Here is a 22,070-nt window from a genome sequence, read left to right as displayed (position 1 = left end):
CGCGCCTACGAAAGTACGAAAGTTAAGTTATGGACGCTGGGGAAGGCCATACGCATAATGGCCACCGGCAAATAAGACTGGCGGGAGGAGAGCAAATGCGACCGCCGGTTCAAATCGGGGTTTCTGGGAGGTCCTAAATGTCCGCATCTGTTTTTCCCGTTCCAGCGGAAGTAGCCGCACGGGCGCATGTCGATAACGCGAAATATCTGGAAATGTATCAGCAGTCGGTGAGCGACCCGGATGGCTTCTGGGGCGAGCACGGCAAGCGTGTCGATTGGATCAAGCCTTTCACGAAGGTGAAAAACACCTCTTACGACTACCACAATGTCTCGATCAAATGGTTTGAAGACGGCACATTGAACGTCTCTGCCAATTGCATCGACCGCCATCTGGCAACGCGCGGCGATCAACCGGCCATCATCTGGGAAGGTGACGATCCTTCCGAAAGCAAGGTGATCACCTACAAGGAGCTGCACCACGAGGTGAACAAGTTCGCCAACGTTCTGCATGCCCAGGGCGTGAAGAAAGGCGATCGTGTCACGATCTACCTGCCGATGATCCCCGAAGCCGCTTACGCGATGCTGGCCTGTTCTCGGATCGGCGCGATCCACTCCATCGTTTTCGGCGGGTTTTCTCCGGACAGCCTCGCCCAGCGCATCGAAAGCTGCAAGAGCAACTGCGTGATCACGGCCGATGAAGGCCTGCGCGGCGGCCGCAAGGTTCCGCTGAAGCTGAATGTCGACAAGGCTGCGGAAAAGGCACCGGTCGACAGCGTCATCGTCGTCAAACGCACCGGCGGCGACATTTCCATGCAGGACGGCCGGGACGTCTGGTACCACGACGAAGCAGACCGCGTGTCCGACCATTGCGATCCGGTTGAAATGAATGCGGAAGATCCGCTCTTCATCCTCTACACGTCCGGATCCACGGGCCAGCCCAAGGGTGTGGTCCACACAACCGGCGGATATCTCGTTTACGCCTCGATGACCCACCAGTATGTCTTCGACTATCAGGATGGCGACATCTATTGGTGTACGGCAGATGTGGGCTGGGTCACCGGACACAGCTACATCGTCTATGGACCGCTCGCCAACGGCGCGACCACGCTGATGTTCGAAGGCGTGCCGACCTATCCGGATGCCGGCCGATTCTGGCAGGTGTGCGAGAAGCACAAGGTCAACATTTTTTACACAGCCCCCACCGCAATCCGCGCCCTGATGGGAGCTGGCGATGATTTCGTCAACAAGTCGGATCTGTCGTCACTGCGCCTGCTCGGCTCGGTAGGTGAGCCGATCAACCCGGAAGCCTGGAACTGGTATTACAACGTCGTCGGCAAGCAGAACTGCCCGATTGTAGATACCTGGTGGCAGACGGAGACCGGCGGCATCCTGATCACACCGCTCCCAGGTGCGACCGACCTGAAGCCAGGCTCTGCAACCCGTCCGTTCTTCGGCGTGCAGCCGGCCGTCGTCGATGCAGAAGGCAACTTCCTGGAAGGCGCGACCGAAGGCAATCTGGTCATCACCGACAGCTGGCCGGGCCAGATGCGCACGGTTTACGGCGACCATGACCGTTTCGTGCAGACGTATTTTGCCACATACAAGGGCCTCTACTTCACTGGTGACGGCTGCCGCCGAGACGAAGACGGCTACTACTGGATCACCGGCCGTGTCGATGACGTGATCAACGTTTCCGGCCACCGCATGGGCACTGCAGAAGTGGAGAGCGCACTTGTTGCCCACGAAAAGGTCTCAGAGGCCGCCGTGGTCGGTTATCCGCACGACATCAAGGGGCAGGGCATTTACGCCTATGTCACGCTGATGGAAGGTGAAGAACCAACGGATGAGCTGAAAAAAGAACTCGTCAAACATGTCCGGGCAGAAATCGGCCCCATCGCCTCACCGGACCTCATTCAGTTCTCACCAGGCCTGCCGAAGACCCGCTCGGGCAAGATCATGCGCCGCATCCTGCGCAAGATCGCCGAGGACAGCTTCGACAATCTCGGCGACACCTCGACACTGGCAGATCCGGCCGTGGTCGACGACCTGATCGACAACCGCCAGAACCGGGCGTAAACCCGTTCAACCCGGTGCCCAGAAAACACAAAAGGCCCGTTTAACTACGGGCCTTTTTTATCCGGAAGTCGGATTTTTACTGAGATAGATAGATCTGCTGGATCCGTTTGGCGATGTTGGAAAACGCTTGGATCAGTTCTGAAGCAGATGTCGCCTGATAATAGGTGGTATCTTCATCTGTCGCACAAGCTTTCATGTTTCGGGCGCCCGTCGATGTGCTGCTGGTCCCAAAATACACGCCATAGATCGTAATACCCTCAGCCTTCATGTTTGTGCAGATTTGGCGCGCTCTTGTAGAGGAATCCCCACTATAGCCGCTATCGCTATCGACATCCCAATACCACCAGCATGAGCCGTTTCTACAGCGCCGTTTGCGATCATAGTGCCGATTGTTGTTGCCGTCAGTCATGATAATGGCAAACTTCAAAACTTCCGTATCAGTATAAACAGCAGGCGCGCTTTCTGACGGCCAGAGGTTCGTCCAATTCGGCGAAATTGTATACCAGCCCCACGCGGTGCCAGTCTGACCCGCAGTAATGCCACTGGCTTGCAGAGCACGAATAGCGGGAACCAGTGTGTCTCTATCGTTCGTCAACGGGATGAGTTGGGACGCAGAAGAACAACTTGTTGACCCGCCACCAAAAAACGAACTGGCGGCTGCGCTCGGATCCCAGTCGTAAGGATCATCCGTATATTTTTGAGTGCCCATTCTCTCGGTCACACAACGCGATGACTCTCCGTTGGAGACAGTCGTTGCGTAAGAAGATCCGACATTAACACCAGCGCTATACGGAACGAGAGAAATTTTAACTTTGGTGTCTTCGGCAGGCGTATCCTCTGGCAGAAGAATGTCAACAATACCCTCAGAGGCGGTCCGCAAGGTCGCCATATCACCGGACATAGAACCGGTGACATCAACTACCAACGCTAGCTCGACATCAAAGCGAGAGTAGTTTACCTGTGCGTTGGTCCCGAAATTGAATACTTCAGGACCAAAGCCGTCTTTGCCAAATCCGGGTATATTCAAAAAATAGTTGTTTAGGCCGGCTGAAGACGACACCGTCACAATTCCTGCGTCGCTATCCACCACGAAGTCCAGGTTCTCAATCGCCTCATCCAGAAATTCCGCATCGACCAGATTTGCGCGAAACGAATTTTCGATTTTTTCGGTGATTTGCGCATTGGTGAGAACCGACGTTGATAGATCCGCAGCAACGGAGAGCGCAGCAGCATCAATGGCATACGCCAGTTTTTCCCGCGCATTCACTGCCCGGGAAACATCAATCGCTGCGCCGCCAATGACGACGAGCAGAAGCACCATCAGCCCGAAAATTGGCAGGATGGAGCCATTGTCATTCCTATGAAATTTTGAAATCAGGGCCTTAGTCATCTAGCCGCGCTGTCCCGTTACCCAAAATGCCCTTGGGGCATGATACGGAACAGTTACTAAAGAAAAGTACCTAAACAATTAAAGTGAAACTCAAATTTTCATAGTTTTTACGGTTCGTTTACGAATCAGACGGTCTTAACAAGCGATCCTGACTGAAGTCCGGCAAACACAATACATCTGTCTGCATCAACTCTGTCCGGTTTGAGCGGGAACAGAAAGCCTCCCGCCCCCACATGAAAATGACAGCAGTCTTAGGAGTATTGTCCGACGGACTCCGGAGACCCTTACGGCTCCAGCTCGGTATCCCAGTAGAGGAAATCCATCCAGCTTTCGTGCAGATAGTTTGGCGGGAAGCCGCGGCCGTTGTTGTGCAGGTCCTGAATGGTCGGCCGGAACGGCATGTGCATGGGCCACATGTTGAGCTGTTCGCAGGACTTGTTGGATTTGCGGAGGTTGCAGGGGGAGCAGGCAGTGATCACGTTCTCCCAGGTTGTCAGGCCCCCTTTGGAGCGCGGGATCAGGTGATCGAAGGTGAGTTCCTCTTTGCTGCCGCAATATTGGCACTGGAACTTGTCGCGAAGGAATACGTTGAAGCGTGTGAAGGCGGGGTGCCGGCTGGGTTTGACGAAGGTTTTTAAGGAGACGACGCTGGGCAGTTTGAATTCGAAGCTCGGACTTCGGACCGCTGCGTCATATTCCGCAACGATGTTCACCCGGTCCAGAAACACAGCCTTGATGGTGTCTTGCCAACTCCACAAGGACAAGGGGTAGTAGCTCAAAGGCCGGTAATCCGCATTGAGCACCAACGCCGGATGAGCTCCCGGCGATACCGCTATCGTCACCTTCCACTCCTTACGCTTCATCAGAACGTCTGGTGTCCAGTCAAGCGGACAGCAGATCATGTCCCTTTGCGATGGGAGTATTGTAGTGCCGAGGTGACAGTCTTGTGAAGACCAATGATTTCATTTCTTCACCCTGCCGGGTGGTGTCGAAAACTCGGCAGATAAATACGACAACTTTCTGAATCACTTAGCGAAATGCCGACGAATTCACTGAGCCGTGACAGTTTTTTCTTGCAAATAAAAAGGGGCGCTTTGACGCGCCCCCTAACGTTTTCTTAAACGGACAAGGACGAATCAGTTGGCCGTCCAGTCTCGAATGTCGACGAAATGACCGGCAATCGCGGCCGCTGCAGCCATCGCCGGCGACACAAGGTGTGTGCGGCCCTTGTGACCTTGGCGGCCCTCGAAGTTCCGGTTGGATGTCGACGCACAACGCTCACCCGGTGCGAGCTTGTCCGCATTCATTGCAAGACACATGGAGCAGCCCGGCTCACGCCATTCAAAGCCGGCTTCCTTGAAGATCACATCCAGGCCTTCTTCTTCCGCCTGTTCTTTGACGAGGCCGGACCCTGGAACAACCATTGCGCTGACGTGCGACGCGACCTTGTGGTTGCCGATCACAGCTGCGGCTGCGCGCAGGTCTTCGATGCGGCCATTCGTGCAAGAACCGATAAAGGCCCGGTCGATCTTGATATCCGTGATCTTCGTGCCTGGTTCAAGGCCCATGTAATCGAGCGCCCGGAACTTTGATTGACGGCGGTTCTCGTCTTCGATTTCCTTTGGATCCGGAACAACCCCTTCAACGGACACGACGTCTTCCGGAGACGAGCCCCAGGACACGATCGGCGGCAAATTGGCCGCGTCCAGCTCGATAACCTTGTCAAAGTATGCGTCCGCATCGGAATGCAAGGTCTTCCAATAGGCAAGCGCCTTGTCCCAATCGTCACCTTTCGGCGCTTTCGGCCGGCCCTTGATGTACTCAAAGGTCTTTTCGTCAGGCGCGATCAGGCCTGCGCGTGCGCCGCCCTCGATCGACATGTTGCAGACCGTCATACGGCCTTCGATCGACAAGGACTCAATGGCTTCACCGGCATACTCGATCACGTAGCCTGTGCCACCGGCCGTTCCGATCTTGCCGATAATCGCCAGAACGATGTCCTTGGCCGTAACACCGGCCGGGATCTGGCCGTTGACCTTCACCAGCATGTTCTTGGCTTTTTTCTGGATCAGGGTCTGGGTGGCCAGTACGTGCTCAACCTCGGATGTGCCGATACCGTGGGCAAGCGAACCGAAAGCGCCGTGAGTGGAGGTGTGGCTGTCGCCGCACACGATGGTCATGCCAGGCAGTGTGAAGCCTTGCTCAGGGCCAACGATATGGACAACGCCCTGACGCATATCAAGTTCCGAGTAATACTCGACGCCGAACTCAGCTGCATTTTTGGCCAAGGTCTCCACCTGGAGGGCGGACTCCGGATCATCAATTCCATGACGGCGGTCGGTGGTCGGCACATTGTGGTCAACCACGGCAAGGGTCTTGCCCGGCTGGCGCACCTTGCGGCCGGTCATGCGCAGACCTTCAAACGCCTGCGGGCTGGTCACTTCATGCACCAGGTGCCGGTCAATATAGAGCAGACCGGTTCCGTCCGGCTGCATGTCGACCGCGTGGTCGTCCCAAATCTTGTCGTAAAGCGTCCGTGCCTTGGCCATGGGTCTCTCCTCAGTCAGGCTGACCTTTCGCGTTTTCAAGCCGCGCCGCCAGCCTTCGTTCTCTCACAGTTGTCTCCCGGAATGGGGCTACTGCCAAATTCTGTCCAGTGAATGGCGCAGCTCCGCGCCAAGGTCAAGCATTCCGAGTTGAGCTGAATTCAACTGAGTTTGATTGCAGATGCGCACAACCCCGCCTGATCGAGCAACCAGACGGCTAACCAACCCGCAAAACAGCCGGTCCATGTGTAGCTTTGCATTCGCCATCCCGCGAAACGCTAATCCCGCTTGGACGTCTCGTAGTGCGCTGAGGCTTCGTAATAGTCATTGAAGCCAATGCGATCGCGGAGTTCAGAAAAGTTCATCAGATCGGGCGAGCGGTCTTTATCCGATTTCAGCTTGGCCAAGGTCCCCACCATCGCCTGCATGGCACTGGCCATCAAAGTGAGGGGGTACGCGGCAATGGAAAATCCGATGTCTTCCAATTCCTTGTGGGAGAGCTCCGGCGTTTCGCCCCCTTCCACGATATTGGCCATTTTCGGGCCTGGGAGTTCGCGGCAGATGGTTTGCATCTCCTCCACCGTCTTCGGCGCCTCGACAAAAAGGATGTCGGCTCCGAGCTCCTTGAACTTTGCAGCCCTGTCGATCGCTTCGGTGAGCCCGTGATCATGCCGGGCGTCCGTCCGCGCAAGGATCAGGATGTCGACGCCCGCATCCTTGGCATCTTGCGCTGCGCGGATCCGATCAAAGGCTTCATCGCGGGATACCACGGCTTTTCCGGGCGTGTGACCACACCGTTTTGGCGCGAGCTGATCTTCGATCATGACCGCGGCAGCGCCGGCCTTGGCAAATCCGGTGACAGTACGGCGCACATTCATGGCATTGCCGTAGCCTGTATCCCCGTCGGCAATTAACGGGATCTCAATCGCATCGGTGATGTTGCGGGCCTGGTCGAGAACTTCGGCATAGGACATCAAGCCCAGATCCGGCTGGCCAATGCGGGACGCGGACGTGGCAAAACCCGACATGAAGGTCAGCCCGAAACCCGCTTGTTCAATTAGCTTTGCCGACAACGCATCGAAACAACACGGCATCACATTGAGTCTGTCTTGCGCCAGGAGGGCGCGGAGTTTGTCAGCCTGAGACGGCATGGAATGTCCTTAGAGTTTGAACGGGATGTAGAGGGCCAAATCAGTCCAGAGGTACAGTATGACGACGCTCAACAGCATCAGTGCCAGGAAGGGGAGAACCCCACGTGAGACATCCGCCAAACTGGATCGCGCAACCGACTGAATGACATAGAGATTGAGCCCGACAGGCGGCGTGATCAGCGCGCATTCCACCATGACCACCATATAGACCCCGAACCAGATCGGATCAAAACCAAGCGCCATCGCGGCCGGCAGTAGAACCGGGGTCATGATCAACACCATGGAGAGCGCTTCGAACACGAGGCCCATGATCAGAAGAACCACCGACACCACCAAAATGAAGGCCAGCGGCGTATCGATGTTCTGACCGATGAACATCGAGATTTCCTGAGGGATCCGGTAAAGCGTGATCGCTTTTCCGAAGACCTTGGCACCGGCAACGATCAGGAGGATCGCAACGGTTGTCACCATGCTTTCAAAGGCTGCTTCCTTGAAACCTTGCCAGGTCAGAGTCCGGAGGTAGAAGCCAGTGATCAGGAGAGCAACAGCAAAACCAATGGCCGCGGCCTCTGTCGGCGTTGCAATGCCGGTATAGATGACGCCGATCACGACGCCGGCCAGAACCATGGAGGGCAGGGCACGGATCGTGCTCGAAATCCGTTCCTTGGCACTTGCCGGTGGCTCCGGCGTGTAACCGCCAAACCAGCGGGCGTAAATCATGGCAAAGGCAATGAAGAGCGCAACGAGCAACAGGCCCGGGCCAATTCCTGCCAGAAAGAGCGCAATCACGGACTGCTCCGTGACGAAGCCGTATACGATCATCGGGATTGACGGCGGAATCAGGATTCCAAGCGTGCCACCAGCGGCGAGAAGCCCATAGACGAATTTTTTCTCATAGCCTCGGCTGATCATCTCCGGGATCGCGACCGTGCCGATGGTAGCCGCCGTCGCCACGGACGAACCGGAAATCGCTGCAAAGATGCCGCAGGAAACGATGGTGGCGACTGCCAGGCCGCCCGGCCAATGTCCGACCCAGGCATGAACGGCGGAGAAGAGATCCTTGCCGACACCGCCCTTTAGCAAAATGTTGGACATCAACAGGAACAACGGCACGGCGAGAAGAATGAACCCGTCGAGTGTCGATAGGATCGCTTGCGGCGCCATCAGGGGCGAGAAGCCGCCGAACAAAAGCAGGGCCAACCCAAGTCCACCAAGCGTAAAGGCGACGGGAACACGGATGAGCAGCAGCGTGAAAAGGGCTGCGAGAATAAGGATCGTTGTCAATGTCCGGCTCCACTTAGAGAAACCGGCCCCTTAGCCGTTTTGCCAAATTCAATCAGTGCCTGCAGGAACAAAAGTCCGAAGCCGACAGGAATTGCGAGTTCCGTAACCCATGTGGGCAAATCCAGCATGGACCCGGTTGTCCGGCCGCGCTCAAAGGAATCGTAGAAAATTCCAAAGCCCTTCCAGGCCACTATGGCGCTGAAGCCTGCCACAAAGATCATTGCAAGGCCCTGACAGACCCGCTGCGCCGTTGGCCCCAGCTGGTTGGTCACCGCATCAACGGCAATATGCCGCCCCGCGCCAAGGATCCAGGGCATGGCGATCATGGAGCCCCAAATGAGGCTCAGCTGGGACAGCTCTGCAGCCCAAATGGTCGGCGCGACAAAGAGATACCGGGCCGTCACCTCAAAGGTCAGCATGCCGCCAGCAAGGACAAACAAAAGCGCCGATACCCAAGCCAGAGCGAGGGTCAGCTTCGAGAAAACAGTCATTTTGTTACCGATGCGCTTCGCGCAATCCTGAAAGAATGAGAGCAGCGCCCATTGCGCCGAAGGCAGCAGCAAATGCAGCCTCAAATCCCCGTTGGAATTTTTGATAGGCCAGGGTCATCCGGCCCGTCGAAAAGAGCAGAGCGTAAGCGCCATAGACAAGGAAGGCTGAAACGGCCCCAAGCGGCCCGAAAGCAAGGACAGTTGGTGCTTCTAAACCTTGACCGAACAGAAAGGATGCGACAGCAATCCACATCAAGCCGGCCTTGGGATTGCTCAGCACAACGAACAACCCGAACCGCCAGTTTCTGAAATCAGACGCTTTCTGACCCGCAGCCCGGATCGTCCCACCAGACGATGGCCATAAAACCGAACGCACCGCCTTGGCAGCCACATAAAGAAGATAACAGCCCCCGAGGATCTTCATGGCTGTCAACACAGCCGGAAAAAGATCCAATAAGACTGCCAGCCCGAACGCAACAGCCGTAACCCAGACAAGAACGCCGGAAGCCACACCGAGGGTGACGTAAACAGCCGCACGGCGACCTTGCCCCAAGGCGGCAGCTGCAACGGCAACCAAGTTTGGACCTGGCGCAGCTTGCGCGGCGACCGTGAGGATCAGGGCCGCCGCATAGGCTTCAACGATATACACGTCGAAACGACCTAAAGCTTCTGCGCCGCGTCCATGACTTGCTTGCCAAGGTCGCCGGCTTTTTCGCCATAAGCGTCGTAAACTGGTTGGCTGACCGCTCTCCAAGCAGAGATTTCCTCAGCTGTCGGCTTGTAAACGGACATTCCGTTTTCTTCCGCAGCAGCATACGCCTCCGCCTCGATCTGGGACATACGGTCGCGAACATCATTTTCGGCTGTCAAAGCGGCAGCTTGAATGATTTCCTTGTGAGCATCAGGCAGGCCGTTCCAGAAATCCGTGTTCACAACAACGATAAACTCGATGTCCGCGTGGTTGGTCACGGTAATGGTGTCCATGACTTCCCAAAGCTTCCGGGACTTGACCCCGGAAACACCGGTCATACCGATATCGACCGTGCCGCGCTGATAGGCGAGGTACTGTTCGGATCCGGAAATAAGCGTAGGAGCCCCCCCGGCTGCGGTGACGAAATCGCCAAGGGTCTTGCCGAAGACACGGACCTTTTTGCCCTTCATATCTTCAGGGGTTTTGATCGGTCCGTCCTGAGACAGCATGATTGCGCCACCATAGGCCTGCCACCACAGGACAGTTGATCCAGTGTCCTTGATGGCCTCATCGAGCGGTCCGCGGACAGGAGATCCCGGAGCAACAGCTGCGCGGACCTTGTCCTCGGTATCAAAAAGAAATGGCTGATAGAAAATATCGACAGCCGGAATGTCACCGACATACCGGGTCAGGGACGCTACACCCATCTCGATCGCGCCGGACCCAACGGCAGCCGGCACTTCCTTGTCTTTATAAAGCTGCGCGGAGTCATAGATTTCTACCGCGATATCACCGTTGGAGTTCTTCTCCACTTCTTCCTTGAACAAGGTAAGATTTTGACCAAGGTGGCTTGTCAGCGGCAGCTGCAAAGAAATACGCAGAGTTGTATCAGCTGCAAAAGATGAGCCGGCAGTCACGCCAAGCGCCATCGCGGCTCCAAGAGCCCACGTGAATGGTTTCATGATTTCCTCCCAATTATGAGAGGCAGTCTGGCAAACGAAAAATTTTTGGTCAACAAATCCTTGACCACTTGGCCAAAAGTACAGGGTTCGCCTTGCGAAACAGAAAGAGTTAAACCATTGTTTTTGATATTTTATCCTTGAACCTCAACATCTGCCAAAAAATAGGCCTGAACGAAGAGAACCATCGCCGGCGTGACCTCTCCCGGCGATGGTCCCTGCTGGGCGGACCGTGCACCTTCCGCGGTTCGAAAGCACCGATCCACCCAAGCCGGTTACGGCTGAACAGCCGAGAATTCTGCCGGATCGAGCAGGTTGTCCTGGTTGGCATCGGCTGCCTTGAAGGCATCCTCTGTTACATCCGGCATGACGGCAGTGACTTCATCAAAGCTGACAAATCCGTCCCGGTCGCTGTCGACAACATCAAAAGACATGCCCTGAGCAAATACCGCTGAAGAAGCGGTAACGGCACCGAAAAGCACGGCGGCTGCGAGAGACTTGGACATGATATGACCTCCAGTTTTGGTCTTTGTGCTCCGTCGCTCAACCAGACCCCTGCGGCCGGTGAACCGGAGCGAGAGAACACTGATTTGAGATCGGGACGGCCAAAAGGCCGCTCAAAGGAACTGTTGGGGCATTGTTGTGACCGCTGAACTGGAGCAGTCACGCCTTGGCCAAAATATTGTCAAAAGTAGCAATTTCGGACCGCAATATGGCGGACCGAGACTTAGGTGTATTCCCGGGATCCAAAGATCGCGGACCCGACACGCACATGGGTTGCCCCAAACCCAACGGCGGTCTCATAGTCAGACGACATGCCCATCGAGATCTGAGACAAGCCGTTGCGCGCAGCGATTTTCTGAAGAAGCGCAAAATGCTCCCCCGGGGCCTCATCCACCGGCGGAATGCACATCAATCCAACGATGTTCAAGCCGACCGCCTCCTTGCATTCTTTTACGAACTGATCGACGTCTTTCGGTGGGATCCCGGCTTTCTGCGGTTCCTCTCCGGTATTCACCTGGATGAAGCACGGCAGATCCCGGCCCTGTTTCTCCATTTCAGCTTTGAGAGCTTTTGCGATTTTCTGGCGGTCCACCGTGTGAACGACATCGAATGTCGCAACGGCTTCTTTTGCTTTGTTGGACTGCAACGGGCCAATCAGATGCAATTCGACCCCGTCATAGGACCCACGCAGTTCCGGCCATTTTCCCATGGCTTCCTGGACACGGTTTTCACCAAAAACGCGATGACCGGTCTCTAATGCCGGACGGATGGCATCCGCCTCGAACGTCTTGGACACGGCAATCAAGGTCACAGAGCCTTCGGGCCGGCCATACTCTGCTTCTGCTTTGCGAATGTCTGAAAGAACGCTGGAAAGCTGATCTGAAACGGATGCCATGAAGACTGCTCTGATTTAGGGGATTGCTCGTTTTCAGTGACATATACTCAGGTCATACCCACAGCAAGGGCGGACACGAAAAACTCAGCCAGCCAGCGCTACGGCCAGACTGCTGCAACATGCAAAGAGTGTTCAGCTCTGTCTTAAACCTGGTTTCGGACTCACTCAGGTCAATAGAACAATGATGGATCAGTGTTTTACCTTTTCTTTGCAGTCCAGATATTAAGTAAGGTGTGAATATATGCTGAGGTTTTCGGATGTTTTGGAGAAGGTTTTCTTCTTATACATTGGCAACATTGTCTATTATTATGACGCTTCCAGCTTTCTCGGAAGAGTTTTCGTTTGCTGTCGGTGAGTGGCCTCCCTTCGTCTCCAGCAATGCTCCAGGTTATGGGCTTCATAGTAAACTGATCGCAGAAGTCTTTGAATCTCAAGGCCATACGATCAAGCTGGAATTCTATCCTTGGCGCCGGTCTCTAGAATTGACAAAGGTCGGAACACTGCCGGCGACCTATTCCTGGTCCTATCTTGAGGAGCGGGAAGACGACTTCATCTATCCAAAGCATCCACTCGATCAATTGAATGATGTCTATTTCTACCGCAAAGACCGCTTTCCGAACGGTTTGCCGCCGCTTACATTCGATGAGCTTAAAGCCCGCTCCCTCACTGTCGTGGGCGTGGAGGGGTACTGGTATGAGACAGTTCTGAACAAGGCCGGTGTTGTGTTTCAAACAGTTGCCACCGAGGAACAGGCCTGGAAAATGCTGCTCCACAACAGGGCCGATATCTTTATCGAAAATGATGTTTCCGGCGACATTCAAGGCCGGCAGTTTCTTGGAAACGACATGGATGACATCGACCGCAGCGCCCCCTTCCGGACAATACCGGTTTACATCATGTTCAGCCGCCATAACCCCAATGTACCCCGGATCATGGAAATCTGGGAGAGAGGCATCACAAAACTCTCGGTTTCCGGCCAAGATTCCCAAACACAATAGCTTTACGGCCCCCGCTCTGCGCATTAAACAGCAGGGTAGAAACAGTTCACTTAAGGCATGTTGACCGCGGCAGCGAATTCTGGTGACTGTCCCGCAGTCAGACATTCAAGAAATCCGCCGGGTCCGGCGGCAAGCAAACGGCATAATTGATGGCAACGGAACGGTACAATGCGCGCGAAGTAGAAGCGCGCTGGCAAAAGACTTGGAACGACAAAGACGTCTTCGTCACCCACAATGACGATCCACGCGACAAATACTACGTCCTTGAGATGTTCCCGTACCCGTCCGGCCGGATCCATATGGGCCACGTCCGCAACTATGCCATGGGGGATGTGGTTGCCCGCTACAAACGCGCCAAGGGGTTCAATGTCCTTCATCCGATGGGTTGGGACGCCTTTGGCATGCCGGCTGAAAACGCTGCGATGCAGAACAAGGTGCATCCGAAAGACTGGACCTACGAAAACATCGCCACCATGCGCGACCAACTCAAGATCATGGGCCTGTCTCTGGACTGGAGCCGCGAATTTGCGACCTGTGATGTTGCCTATTACAAACAGCAGCAAGCACTCTTCCTGAAGTTTCTTGAAGCCGGGCTGGTCTATCGGAAAAACGCAAAGGTCAACTGGGACCCGGTCGACATGACCGTTCTTGCCAACGAGCAGGTGATCGACGGCCGCGGTTGGCGCTCCGGCGCACTCGTCGAGCAGCGTGAATTGACCCAATGGTTCTTCAAGATTTCCGATTACTCAGAAGACCTGTTGGAAGCTATCGAAACGCTGGATCGCTGGCCGGACAAAGTGCGCCTGATGCAGAAGAACTGGATCGGACGCTCTGAGGGCCTGCGGGTCCGCTTTGAGTTTATCGAAGCCGCCCCGACCGGCGACACGTCACTGGAAATCTTCACCACCCGCCCGGACACCTTGTTTGGCGCATCCTTCATGGGCCTGTCTCCGGATCATCCGATTTCGGTGAAGTTGGCGGAGACCAATCCGGAGCTTAAAGGCTTCATCGACGAGTGCCGACGCGTCGGCACATCAGAAGAAGCCATTGAAAAGGCTGAGAAGAAGGGCATCGACACCGGTCTCAAGGTCAAGCACCCGTTGGACGCTTCCATCGAGTTGCCGGTTTACGTCGCCAATTTCATTCTGATGGACTACGGCACAGGCGCCATCTTCGCCTGTCCGGCGCACGATCAGCGCGACCTGGATTTCGCCCGCAAATATGGCCTTTCCGTCAAACCGGTTGTCCTGCCGAAAGACGCCGATCCGGCAACTTTCGAAATTGGCGACGAGGCCTACACCGACGACGGCACAATCTTCAATTCCGACTTCATGAACGGAATGACGATTGCCGATGCGAAAAACGCCGTTGCAGACAAGCTGGAAGCCATCAAGGTGGAGGACGGACCCCAAGCCGAGCGCCAGGTAAATTACCGTCTGCGCGACTGGGGCATTTCCCGCCAGCGCTACTGGGGCTGTCCGATCCCGGTCATCCATTGCGATGACTGCGGCGTTGTTCCGGAAAAAGACGAAAATCTTCCGGTTCAGCTGCCGGACGACATCAATTTCGACAAGCCCGGCAATCCGCTCGACCGTCATCCGACATGGCGTGACACCACATGCCCGAACTGCGGCAAGCCGGCCAAACGTGAAACCGACACGATGGACACGTTTGTTGACTCCTCCTGGTATTTCGCGCGTTTCACCGCACCAGACTGTGATCAGCCGACCGACCCGAAAGCTGCAACCGACTGGCTGCCGGTCGATCAGTATATCGGTGGTATTGAGCACGCGATCCTGCACCTTTTGTATTCGCGCTTTTTCACACGGGCGATGCAGAAGGTCGGTGCACTGGATCTGAAAGAGCCGTTCAAGGGCCTCTTTACGCAAGGGATGGTCACGCACGAGACCTACCGGCGCGCTGGTGACGGATCTACCGGCGAGTGGGTCTCGCCAGCCGAGATCAAGATCGAGGAAAAGGACGGTCGGCGCGTTGCGTCCATGCTGGACAACGGTGAAGCCGTTTCCATTGGCTCCATCGAGAAGATGTCGAAATCGAAGAAGAACACGGTTGATCCGACGGACATCATCGATACTTACGGCGCGGATACTGCGCGTTGGTTCATGCTGTCAGACAGCCCGCCCGAGCGCGATGTCATCTGGACCGAAGATGGTGTCCAGGGCGCGTGGCGCTTTGTACAACGCGTGTGGCGTTTGATCGGTGAAATCGCCGAAAAGACGGAGCCGCGCAATTCCTCTGTTCCAGCCATGTCTCAAAAAGCGGAAGATCTGCGCCGCGCGGCCCACAAAACCCTGGCTGCTGTCTCAAATGATCTGGAAGGCCTCGGTTTCAACCGGGCCGTTGCGCGCCTTTATGAGCTGGTCAATACGTTGAGCAAGGCGTTCAACGAGGGCCTGGAAGATCAGGGCAAGGAATACGCGGTTCGGGAAACAGTTGATTATCTCGTCCAGATGATGGCACCAATGATGCCGCACCTCGCCGAAGAATGCTGGTCTACGTTGGGTCATGACAGCCTGATCTCCGAAGCGGCCTGGCCGGAAGCAGATCCGTCGCTGTTGGCCGAGGATACAGTAACATATCCGATCCAGATCAACAGCAAACGACGCGGCGAGCTGAGCATTTCAAAAGAGGCTTCCAAAGAGGAGGTCGAAGCAGCTACCTTGGCGCTGGACTATGTTCAAAAGGCGCTGGACGGGAAGTCACCGAAGAAGCTGATCGTTGTGCCACAAAGGATTGTCAATGTCGTTGTTTGACCAGGTTTTGACATCGAGTCGGATTACCAAAACCCTTGCTCTGGCGAGCCTTTTGGCCTTTGGTGCATTGGCAGGCGGATGTCAGATCCGCCCGCTCTATGGCACCACAGCAACAGGCTTCGGCGGGACACAAACCGTGTCGTCCGATCTTGCAGCGATCGATATTGATTCCATCGGGACCGATGTCTCTGCCCGCACGCTTTACAACGAACTGACTTTCAGTTTCGAGCGCGGCACAAATGCACCCGCCAAGAAATACCGCCTGAAGGTATTGGAGGACACCAGCACAGCCTCGGTTGCAGTTGAACAGTTCTCCGATGTTCCCTCTGCCTACACCTTGACCATGAACGCGTCTTTCGTCCTGAGTGACCTTGAAACCAACAAGACACTGATGACCGGCCGTTCGTTCCAATCCGCTTCTTACGACTTCTCCAGCCAGCGTTTTGCGAACCTGAGGGCAGAGCGTGATGCAGAAGAGCGTGTGGCAAAGGCTGTCGCGGAAGACATCACAGCCCGGATTGCCGGATACTTCGCAACGCATCAGGGCTCATAGAGAAAAGGCAAAACACACGTGTCCACGCTCAAGGCCGCGGAGATTGACCGGTTCGTCGCCAATCCCCCGGATGGCGGCGGCGTGGTCCTCGTGTTCGGCCCGGATACCGGTCTGGTATCCGAGCGCGCCAGCCGGCTTGTAGCCAAGGCCTCCGAAGGCGACAGCGACCCCTTCAACCTGATCAAAATAGACGCCTCTGAACTCAGTTCGGACAACAATCGGCTGATCGACGAAGTACTGACCGTTCCTCTGTTTGGCGGCCGCCGCATCGTGTGGGTAAAGGATGCCAGTGGTAAAAACCTAGTGCCATCAGTCGATCCCGTCTTGAAGCTGGATGATTGGCAAACGTTGGTTGTTCTGGAAGCCGGCGACATCAAAAAAGGTGTCGGCCTGCGCAAGTTGATCGAGCCACATAAACGGGCCGTCGCGCTACCGTGTTATGCCGACAACGACCGTGGCATTGACCACTTGATTGATGAGGAAACACGCGAAGCCGGCCTCACCATCTCCCGCGAGGCCCGCGCCGCCCTTCACAGCCTCCTGGGTGGTGACCGAATGGCCAGCCGGGGCGAACTCAAGAAGCTTTGCCTCTACGCCATGCAGAAAGAGCGAATTGACAGCGAAGACGTGGAAGCCATCATCGGCGATGCATCGGCGTTTGAGACATCGGAGTTGATCGATGCAGCCGCAGGCGGCGATCTATCGACGCTTGATCATGGCCTGGAGCGCCTGACGGATGCGGGATCCAAAGCATCGGTTATTGCCAACCAGGCACTCAAACACTTCCAGTCTTTGCATCGGATGCGAATCGAAATCGACGCTGGGAAAAGTGCCCAGCAAGTCGTCGACGGTCAGCGCCCGCCCATTTTCTTCAGCCGCAAGCCAAAATTCAGCCAGCAGCTGCGAATTTGGACCATTAGGGATTTGGAACGGGCCATGGGCATCTTGAGCGAGGCAACACGGGTGTCCCGCCTGAATGATAATTTGGGCGTTCCGGTCCTCTCAGAGGCCCTTCTGACGGTCGGCCGCGCCGCACGCGCCCGCAGTCAACGCCGCTGACAGAAAAGGCCGGGAAATCCCGGCCTTGATCAAGTCTGTCTCACGCCAATTCTCAGCGGTTTTCCACGCCCAGAAGCCGGCAAATCTGATCGAGCTGTTCCAAAGACGTGTATTTAATCTTCAGATCGCCAGACTCTTTTCCGGGCTTGTGACCGACGGTGACCTTCAGTCCCAAGGTGTCAGCCAGCCGCTTTTCCAGAGCTTTCGTATCAGCATCTTTCTGTGGCTTCTCAGTCGGGACTTTATCACCCTTCAACTTCGCCAACGCGTCCGGGTCCTGTGCAAGCTTCTCGGCGTCGCGCACCGTAAGGCCTTTTTCGACGATCAGTTCGGCCAAGGCCGCAGGATCATCAACCGTAATCAGCGCACGCGCATGACCAGCCGTCAAAAGCCCCTCAGCCAGATAGTCTTTGACCGAATTCGGCAGTTTCAACAACCGCATGGTGTTGGCAACATGGCTCCGGCTTTTACCGATGACCTTCGCCAACTCACCCTGGCTGTAACTGAATTCGGCAGTCAGCTGCTCATAGCCCATCGCTTCTTCGATCGGATTGAGGTCTGCCCGCTGCACATTCTCGATGATTGCGAGCTCTAATGCTTCCTGATCCGTGACGTCTCGGATGATGATCGGCGCTTCATGAAGCCCTGCCCGCTGAGCGGCCCTCCAGCGCCGCTCACCAGCAATGATCTCAAACCGGTTTGTTTTTCCAGCTGCCGGGCGAACGAGGATCGGCTGCACGATCCCCTTGGCTTTCAGAGATTCAGAGAGATCTGCCAAGTCCTTCTCTGTGAAAGTCTTGCGCGGGTTGCGCGGATTGGGTTCCAAATGCTCGATTGGGACCTTCCGACTGTCGCGAACCACTTTTTCAGGTGCTGGCGACGCCTCCGGCGCTGAATCGCCAATGAGAGCTGCAAGACCGCGGCCCAGCCGCTTGTTTTTGACGTCCTTGTCCGCCATTCCGCACCTTTTTCTTTTTATTTCAATAAGTTAAGAAGGATCAGTCGATATGTGGCCTGACCAATCCTACTAACATGTCAATTCGGACCCGATTCGAGCGGTTCTTAGGCCGCAACGCTGCGCAGCTGCCGTTCCCGCTGAATGATTTCAGAAGCAAGGCGGAGATACGCCTGGCTTCCGGCACATTTCAGATCATAGAGCAGTGCCGGTTTGCCGTAGGACGGCGCTTCGGAGATCCTTACGTTGCGCGGAATGATCGTGTCATACACGGCATCGCCCATCGTTTCGCGCACATCCGCAACGACCTGACTGGAGAGATTGTTCCGGCTGTCATACATGGTCAGAACGATGCCGTGAATGCTGAGCTCCGGGTTCAAAGCTGATTTCACCTGCTCGACCGTGCTCAGCAACTGGCTCAGACCTTCGAGCGCAAAGAACTCACACTGCAGCGGAACCAGGATCGAATGGCTTGCAGACAGTGCATTGATCGTCAGCAGGTTCAAGGACGGCGGGCAATCTACGAGGACATAGGTAAAGCCGATTTCCTTAAAGAGCCGGGAATGCGTCAGGTTTTCGATCGCATTGCGCAGACGGAAAGCACGGTCGCTGGTCGACGCAATTTCGAGCTCGAGGCCAAGAAGGTCCATGGTGGACGGGGCCACCCACAAGCGTTGAACCGCCGTTTCACGGATCGCTTCGTCCATCGAGCAGTCGCCGCTCAGGATTTCATAGGTCGACAGACCACGGTCCCGGTGCTCGATCCCAAGACCCGTCGAAGCGTTGCCCTGCGGATCAAGATCGATAACGAGGACTTTCTCCCCGATTGCGGCAAGCGCGGTACCAAGATTGATGGCCGTGGTGGTTTTCCCAACCCCGCCCTTCTGGTTTGCGAGCGCAAGCACACGCGGCATTTCGGGAAGCATGTTCATTACCACCACACCTTCCTGGTTACTCTGACCGGGCTGAAATGTTTGAAAAAAGGAGCATCCGGCTCAAAGGATCAACAACACTTTTCTTTTCTACCAGATCGAACTGCCAAGAGTCAGACACTTCATCAAGTTCGCGCCGAAAATCCTGACCTTTGTGGAAAACAGCCTTTGCACCTTGCGCGGTAAACGGCTCCGCAAGATCAAAAAGCAGGTTCAAAGAGGCTAAGGCACGCGCCGAAACGGCATCCACCGGGCCATGGGTCCATCCTTCCGCAACCGATTCGATCCGGCCCGCATGGACAGTCCCTTTCGATCCGGTCTCCCTCAAAGCCGTCCGAAGGAACGCGGCCTTGCGCTGATTGCTCTCGATCATGTGGACATGAGCATCCGGCACATCTGCCAGAAGGATCGCCGTCACAACGCCTAGGAACCCACCCCCACTTCCAATATCGACCCAGACCTTCGCCTCTGGATAACTCCACTGGGTCTGCAAGCTATCTGCTACATGGCGGGTCCAAATGTCCGGAATTGTAGAAGGCGCGATAAGGTTTTGTGCGGGTTGCCACTTCAAAACCAGGTCCACGTAAATCTGGAGACGATCCAACGTTTCACGTGAAACATCCCCAAACTTATGCACAACCTCTCCAGATCTGTTCAACACTACGGGGCGCCCCATCAGGCAGCCCCTCGCTGAGACTGGCGTTTCAAATGAGAAAGGATCAACGTCAGCGCAGCCGGGGTCATTCCGTCCATGCGCGACGCCTGCCCCAAGGTGGCGGGACGAATGTCCGCGAGCTTTTGTTTGACTTCATTGGACAACCCGACAATCGCTTCGTAATCGAAACTATCTGGGATTCCCAAAGCTTCATCGCGCTTCAGAGCTTCGATGTCAGCCGTCTGCCGTTCCAGGTAAACGGCATAAAGAGCATCTGTTGTCACCTGCTCAACAATTGCAGCATCAATTTGACCAAGCTCCGGCCACACCAGTTGAAGCCCTTCAAACGTGACATTCGGATACGACAGGAGATCGAAGGCAGAGCGGCGGACACCATCCTGATTGACAGGCAAACCCTTCTTTGTCGCTTCGTTCGGAGTTACGGTCAGGTTCTGCAACAAATCGCGCGCAGCCGAGATCTTCTCCATCTTCGCTTCATAGGCAGAACGGCGCTCATAGGACACACAACCGATCTCAATTCCAAGAGGCGTCAAACGTTGATCCGCATTGTCTGCTCTGAGCGACAGCCTGTACTCCGCCCGTGAGGTAAACATGCGATAGGGTTCTGTAATTCCCCGGGTGATGAGATCATCGATCATAACGCCGATATAGCCTTGGGATCGGTCCACGATAAACGGCGCCTTGTCCGCGACCTTCAACGCGGCATTTAAACCCGCCACAAGACCCTGGGCACCTGCCTCTTCATAGCCGGTCGTTCCGTTGATCTGACCTGCGAGGTAAAGCCCCGCACAACGCTTGGCTTCCAGGGTTGCCCGCAATTCCCGTGGGTCGACGTGATCGTACTCGATGGCATATCCCGGCTGAATGACTTCAACATTCTCCAATCCTGGGATTGTCCGCAAGAACGCGATCTGCGCATCTTCCGGCAGCGAGGTGGAAATCCCGTTTGGATAAACCGTGTGGTCATCAAGACCCTCGGGCTCCAGGAAAATCTGGTGCCCATCCCGGTCGCCAAAGCGAACAATCTTGTCCTCAATGGATGGGCAGTAACGTGGTCCGCGGCCCTTGATCTCACCGGAATACATTGCAGAGCGATCAAGATTGTCGCGGATTATCTGATGTGTTTCCGGCGTCGTCCGCGTGATATGACACGGGATCTGTGGGATCGAAATCTTGTCCGTCAGCGTTGAGAACGGGATCGGTTCTTCATCGCCCGGCTGCTCTTCCAGCCGGTCCCAATGGATGGTCCGTCCATCCAACCGCGCAGGCGTGCCCGTTTTCAAACGACCAAGGTCAAAACCAATCTGTTCCAGCGACTGAGACAACCCCATTGCAGGCGCCTCACCAGACCGCCCGGCCGGGATCTTTCTGTCCCCGATATGGATCAACCCGCGCAGGAAAGTTCCGCTTGTCAAAACCACTGCGCCGCAGTCAATCACCTGACCAGACCCAAGAACGATGCCTGTCACAGATCCCGCATCAGCGCCAGAGAACCGAAGCTGGTCTGCTTCTCCCTCGACAACGGTGAGGTTTTCGATAGCGGCGATCTCACGCTGCATGGCTTCCCGGTATAGCTTCCGGTCTGCCTGCGCCCTCGGCCCACGGACGGCGGGACCCTTCCGCCGGTTGAGCATTCGGAATTGGATACCGCCCTGATCGGCGACCCGACCCATAAGACCGTCAAGCGCATCGATCTCACGAACGAGATGCCCCTTCCCCAATCCGCCGATCGCCGGGTTACAGGACATCACGCCAATAGTCTCGAACTTGTGCGTCACGAGCGCAGTCCTAGCGCCCATGCGCGCAGATGCAGCTGCCGCTTCGCAGCCAGCATGGCCACCGCCAATTACCACAACATCAAACGATAGAACCTGATCGTTCATAGTCTCACCGCTTGCCCGGGTCGCTCTTCTTGCCGTGCGCCCGGCCATTCACATTCTGATTTCGGGATCATATCCGGATCTGAGCCGGAGCGTCAGACACGGCAAAAGCCGGTCTTGTTGCCGCCTTTATACGCCGGACCTGCCCCTTAGGTCAAAAGAGATTTCGAGACTGGGAGACAGCCATGCTGAAGCTAGGGTCGCTCCACGCTTCAAAAAAGCGGACATGATTCACGTGAAACACATTCCGGTTCTGA

19 protein-coding genes are annotated in these 22,070 nt (G+C 55.8%); 5 read left to right on the top strand and 14 right to left on the bottom strand.

The genetic code is table 11. The features are described from left to right. Positions 1 to 137: 137 nt before the first annotated feature. Complete coding sequence (gene acs / locus ACQY4Z_RS12195) at positions 138 to 2,075, top strand: acetate--CoA ligase (protein WP_420339319.1); 1,938 nt, start codon at positions 138 to 140, stop codon at positions 2,073 to 2,075. A gap of 76 nt (positions 2,076 to 2,151) precedes the next feature. Here the strand turns inward: acs and ACQY4Z_RS12190 are convergent, their stop codons facing one another. The 10 genes from ACQY4Z_RS12190 to ACQY4Z_RS12145 form a co-directional block, all read right to left on the bottom strand. Further along, entirely contained in the window at positions 2,152 to 3,465 is a 1,314-nt protein-coding gene (locus ACQY4Z_RS12190) for a pilus assembly protein TadG-related protein (RefSeq protein WP_428521625.1), read from the bottom strand. A 284-nt stretch (positions 3,466 to 3,749) separates the two neighbouring features. Further along, complete coding sequence (locus tag ACQY4Z_RS12185) at positions 3,750 to 4,307, bottom strand: HNH endonuclease (RefSeq protein WP_428521623.1); 558 nt, start codon at positions 4,305 to 4,307, stop codon at positions 3,750 to 3,752. A gap of 294 nt (positions 4,308 to 4,601) precedes the next feature. Beyond that, on the bottom strand, positions 4,602 to 6,014 hold the full coding sequence (gene leuC, locus ACQY4Z_RS12180; protein ID WP_133952745.1) for a 3-isopropylmalate dehydratase large subunit: 1,413 nt from the start codon (positions 6,012 to 6,014) through the stop codon (positions 4,602 to 4,604). A gap of 275 nt (positions 6,015 to 6,289) precedes the next feature. Continuing rightward, positions 6,290 to 7,162 (bottom strand): isocitrate lyase/PEP mutase family protein, encoded by an 873-nt coding sequence (locus ACQY4Z_RS12175; protein WP_428521620.1) that lies wholly within the window; start codon positions 7,160 to 7,162, stop codon positions 6,290 to 6,292. A 9-nt stretch (positions 7,163 to 7,171) separates the two neighbouring features. Beyond that, the gene (locus tag ACQY4Z_RS12170) at positions 7,172 to 8,446 is read right to left on the bottom strand and encodes a TRAP transporter large permease (RefSeq protein WP_133952743.1); all 1,275 of its coding nucleotides are present in this window, start codon (positions 8,444 to 8,446) and stop codon (positions 7,172 to 7,174) included. After that, positions 8,443 to 8,937, bottom strand: coding sequence for a TRAP transporter small permease (locus ACQY4Z_RS12165; RefSeq protein ID WP_428521618.1), 495 nt, complete (start codon positions 8,935 to 8,937; stop codon positions 8,443 to 8,445). Before ACQY4Z_RS12165 ends, ACQY4Z_RS12170 begins: the two co-directional genes overlap by 4 nt. 4 nt (positions 8,938 to 8,941) lie before the next feature. Then, the gene (locus ACQY4Z_RS12160) at positions 8,942 to 9,586 is read right to left on the bottom strand and encodes a LysE family translocator (protein ID WP_133952741.1); all 645 of its coding nucleotides are present in this window, start codon (positions 9,584 to 9,586) and stop codon (positions 8,942 to 8,944) included. A gap of 11 nt (positions 9,587 to 9,597) precedes the next feature. After that, complete coding sequence (gene dctP / locus ACQY4Z_RS12155) at positions 9,598 to 10,590, bottom strand: TRAP transporter substrate-binding protein DctP (RefSeq protein WP_428521615.1); 993 nt, start codon at positions 10,588 to 10,590, stop codon at positions 9,598 to 9,600. 272 nt (positions 10,591 to 10,862) lie between these two features. Further along, entirely contained in the window at positions 10,863 to 11,093 is a 231-nt protein-coding gene (locus tag ACQY4Z_RS12150) for a hypothetical protein (RefSeq protein ID WP_008191794.1), read from the bottom strand. A gap of 221 nt (positions 11,094 to 11,314) precedes the next feature. Then, entirely contained in the window at positions 11,315 to 11,986 is a 672-nt protein-coding gene (locus ACQY4Z_RS12145) for a YggS family pyridoxal phosphate-dependent enzyme (protein ID WP_428521613.1), read from the bottom strand. Positions 11,987 to 12,294: 308 nt separating this feature from the next. On the opposite strand from ACQY4Z_RS12145, the gene ACQY4Z_RS12140 reads away from it, so the two are divergent. The 4 genes from ACQY4Z_RS12140 (at position 12,295) to holA (ending at position 17,370) form a co-directional block, all read left to right on the top strand. Further along, entirely contained in the window at positions 12,295 to 12,984 is a 690-nt protein-coding gene (locus ACQY4Z_RS12140) for a substrate-binding periplasmic protein (protein WP_428521611.1), read from the top strand. A gap of 149 nt (positions 12,985 to 13,133) precedes the next feature. After that, entirely contained in the window at positions 13,134 to 15,758 is a 2,625-nt protein-coding gene (gene leuS, locus ACQY4Z_RS12135) for a leucine--tRNA ligase (protein WP_428521609.1), read from the top strand. Continuing rightward, positions 15,745 to 16,311 (top strand): LPS assembly lipoprotein LptE, encoded by a 567-nt coding sequence (lptE, locus tag ACQY4Z_RS12130; protein ID WP_428521607.1) that lies wholly within the window; start codon positions 15,745 to 15,747, stop codon positions 16,309 to 16,311. The genes leuS and lptE overlap by 14 nt, the downstream gene beginning before the upstream one ends. An 18-nt stretch (positions 16,312 to 16,329) precedes the next feature. Next, positions 16,330 to 17,370 carry a DNA polymerase III subunit delta gene (gene holA, locus ACQY4Z_RS12125; protein WP_428521605.1) on the top strand — a complete coding sequence of 347 codons (1,041 nt, stop codon included), beginning with the start codon at positions 16,330 to 16,332 and terminating at the stop codon, positions 17,368 to 17,370. A 52-nt stretch (positions 17,371 to 17,422) separates the two neighbouring features. Here holA and ACQY4Z_RS12120 read toward each other — a convergent pair whose 3' ends face one another. The 4 genes from ACQY4Z_RS12120 to mnmG form a co-directional block, all read right to left on the bottom strand. Next, complete coding sequence (locus ACQY4Z_RS12120) at positions 17,423 to 18,328, bottom strand: ParB/RepB/Spo0J family partition protein (protein WP_428521603.1); 906 nt, start codon at positions 18,326 to 18,328, stop codon at positions 17,423 to 17,425. Between the two features lie 104 nt (positions 18,329 to 18,432). Beyond that, positions 18,433 to 19,257 (bottom strand): ParA family protein, encoded by an 825-nt coding sequence (locus ACQY4Z_RS12115; protein WP_133952734.1) that lies wholly within the window; start codon positions 19,255 to 19,257, stop codon positions 18,433 to 18,435. A gap of 19 nt (positions 19,258 to 19,276) precedes the next feature. Continuing rightward, positions 19,277 to 19,861, bottom strand: coding sequence for a 16S rRNA (guanine(527)-N(7))-methyltransferase RsmG (gene rsmG, locus ACQY4Z_RS12110; RefSeq protein ID WP_428529545.1), 585 nt, complete (start codon positions 19,859 to 19,861; stop codon positions 19,277 to 19,279). Positions 19,862 to 19,932: 71 nt separating this feature from the next. Then, positions 19,933 to 21,816 (bottom strand): tRNA uridine-5-carboxymethylaminomethyl(34) synthesis enzyme MnmG, encoded by a 1,884-nt coding sequence (mnmG, locus tag ACQY4Z_RS12105; RefSeq protein ID WP_428521600.1) that lies wholly within the window; start codon positions 21,814 to 21,816, stop codon positions 19,933 to 19,935. Positions 21,817 to 22,070: the final 254 nt, after the last annotated feature.

It is taken from the genome of Roseibium sp. (genome assembly GCF_965276855.1).
Classification (GTDB): Bacteria; Pseudomonadota; Alphaproteobacteria; order Rhizobiales; family Stappiaceae; genus Roseibium.
Note: the sequence above shows the minus strand (reverse complement) of the source record. Positions and strands in the feature narration are given on the sequence as shown.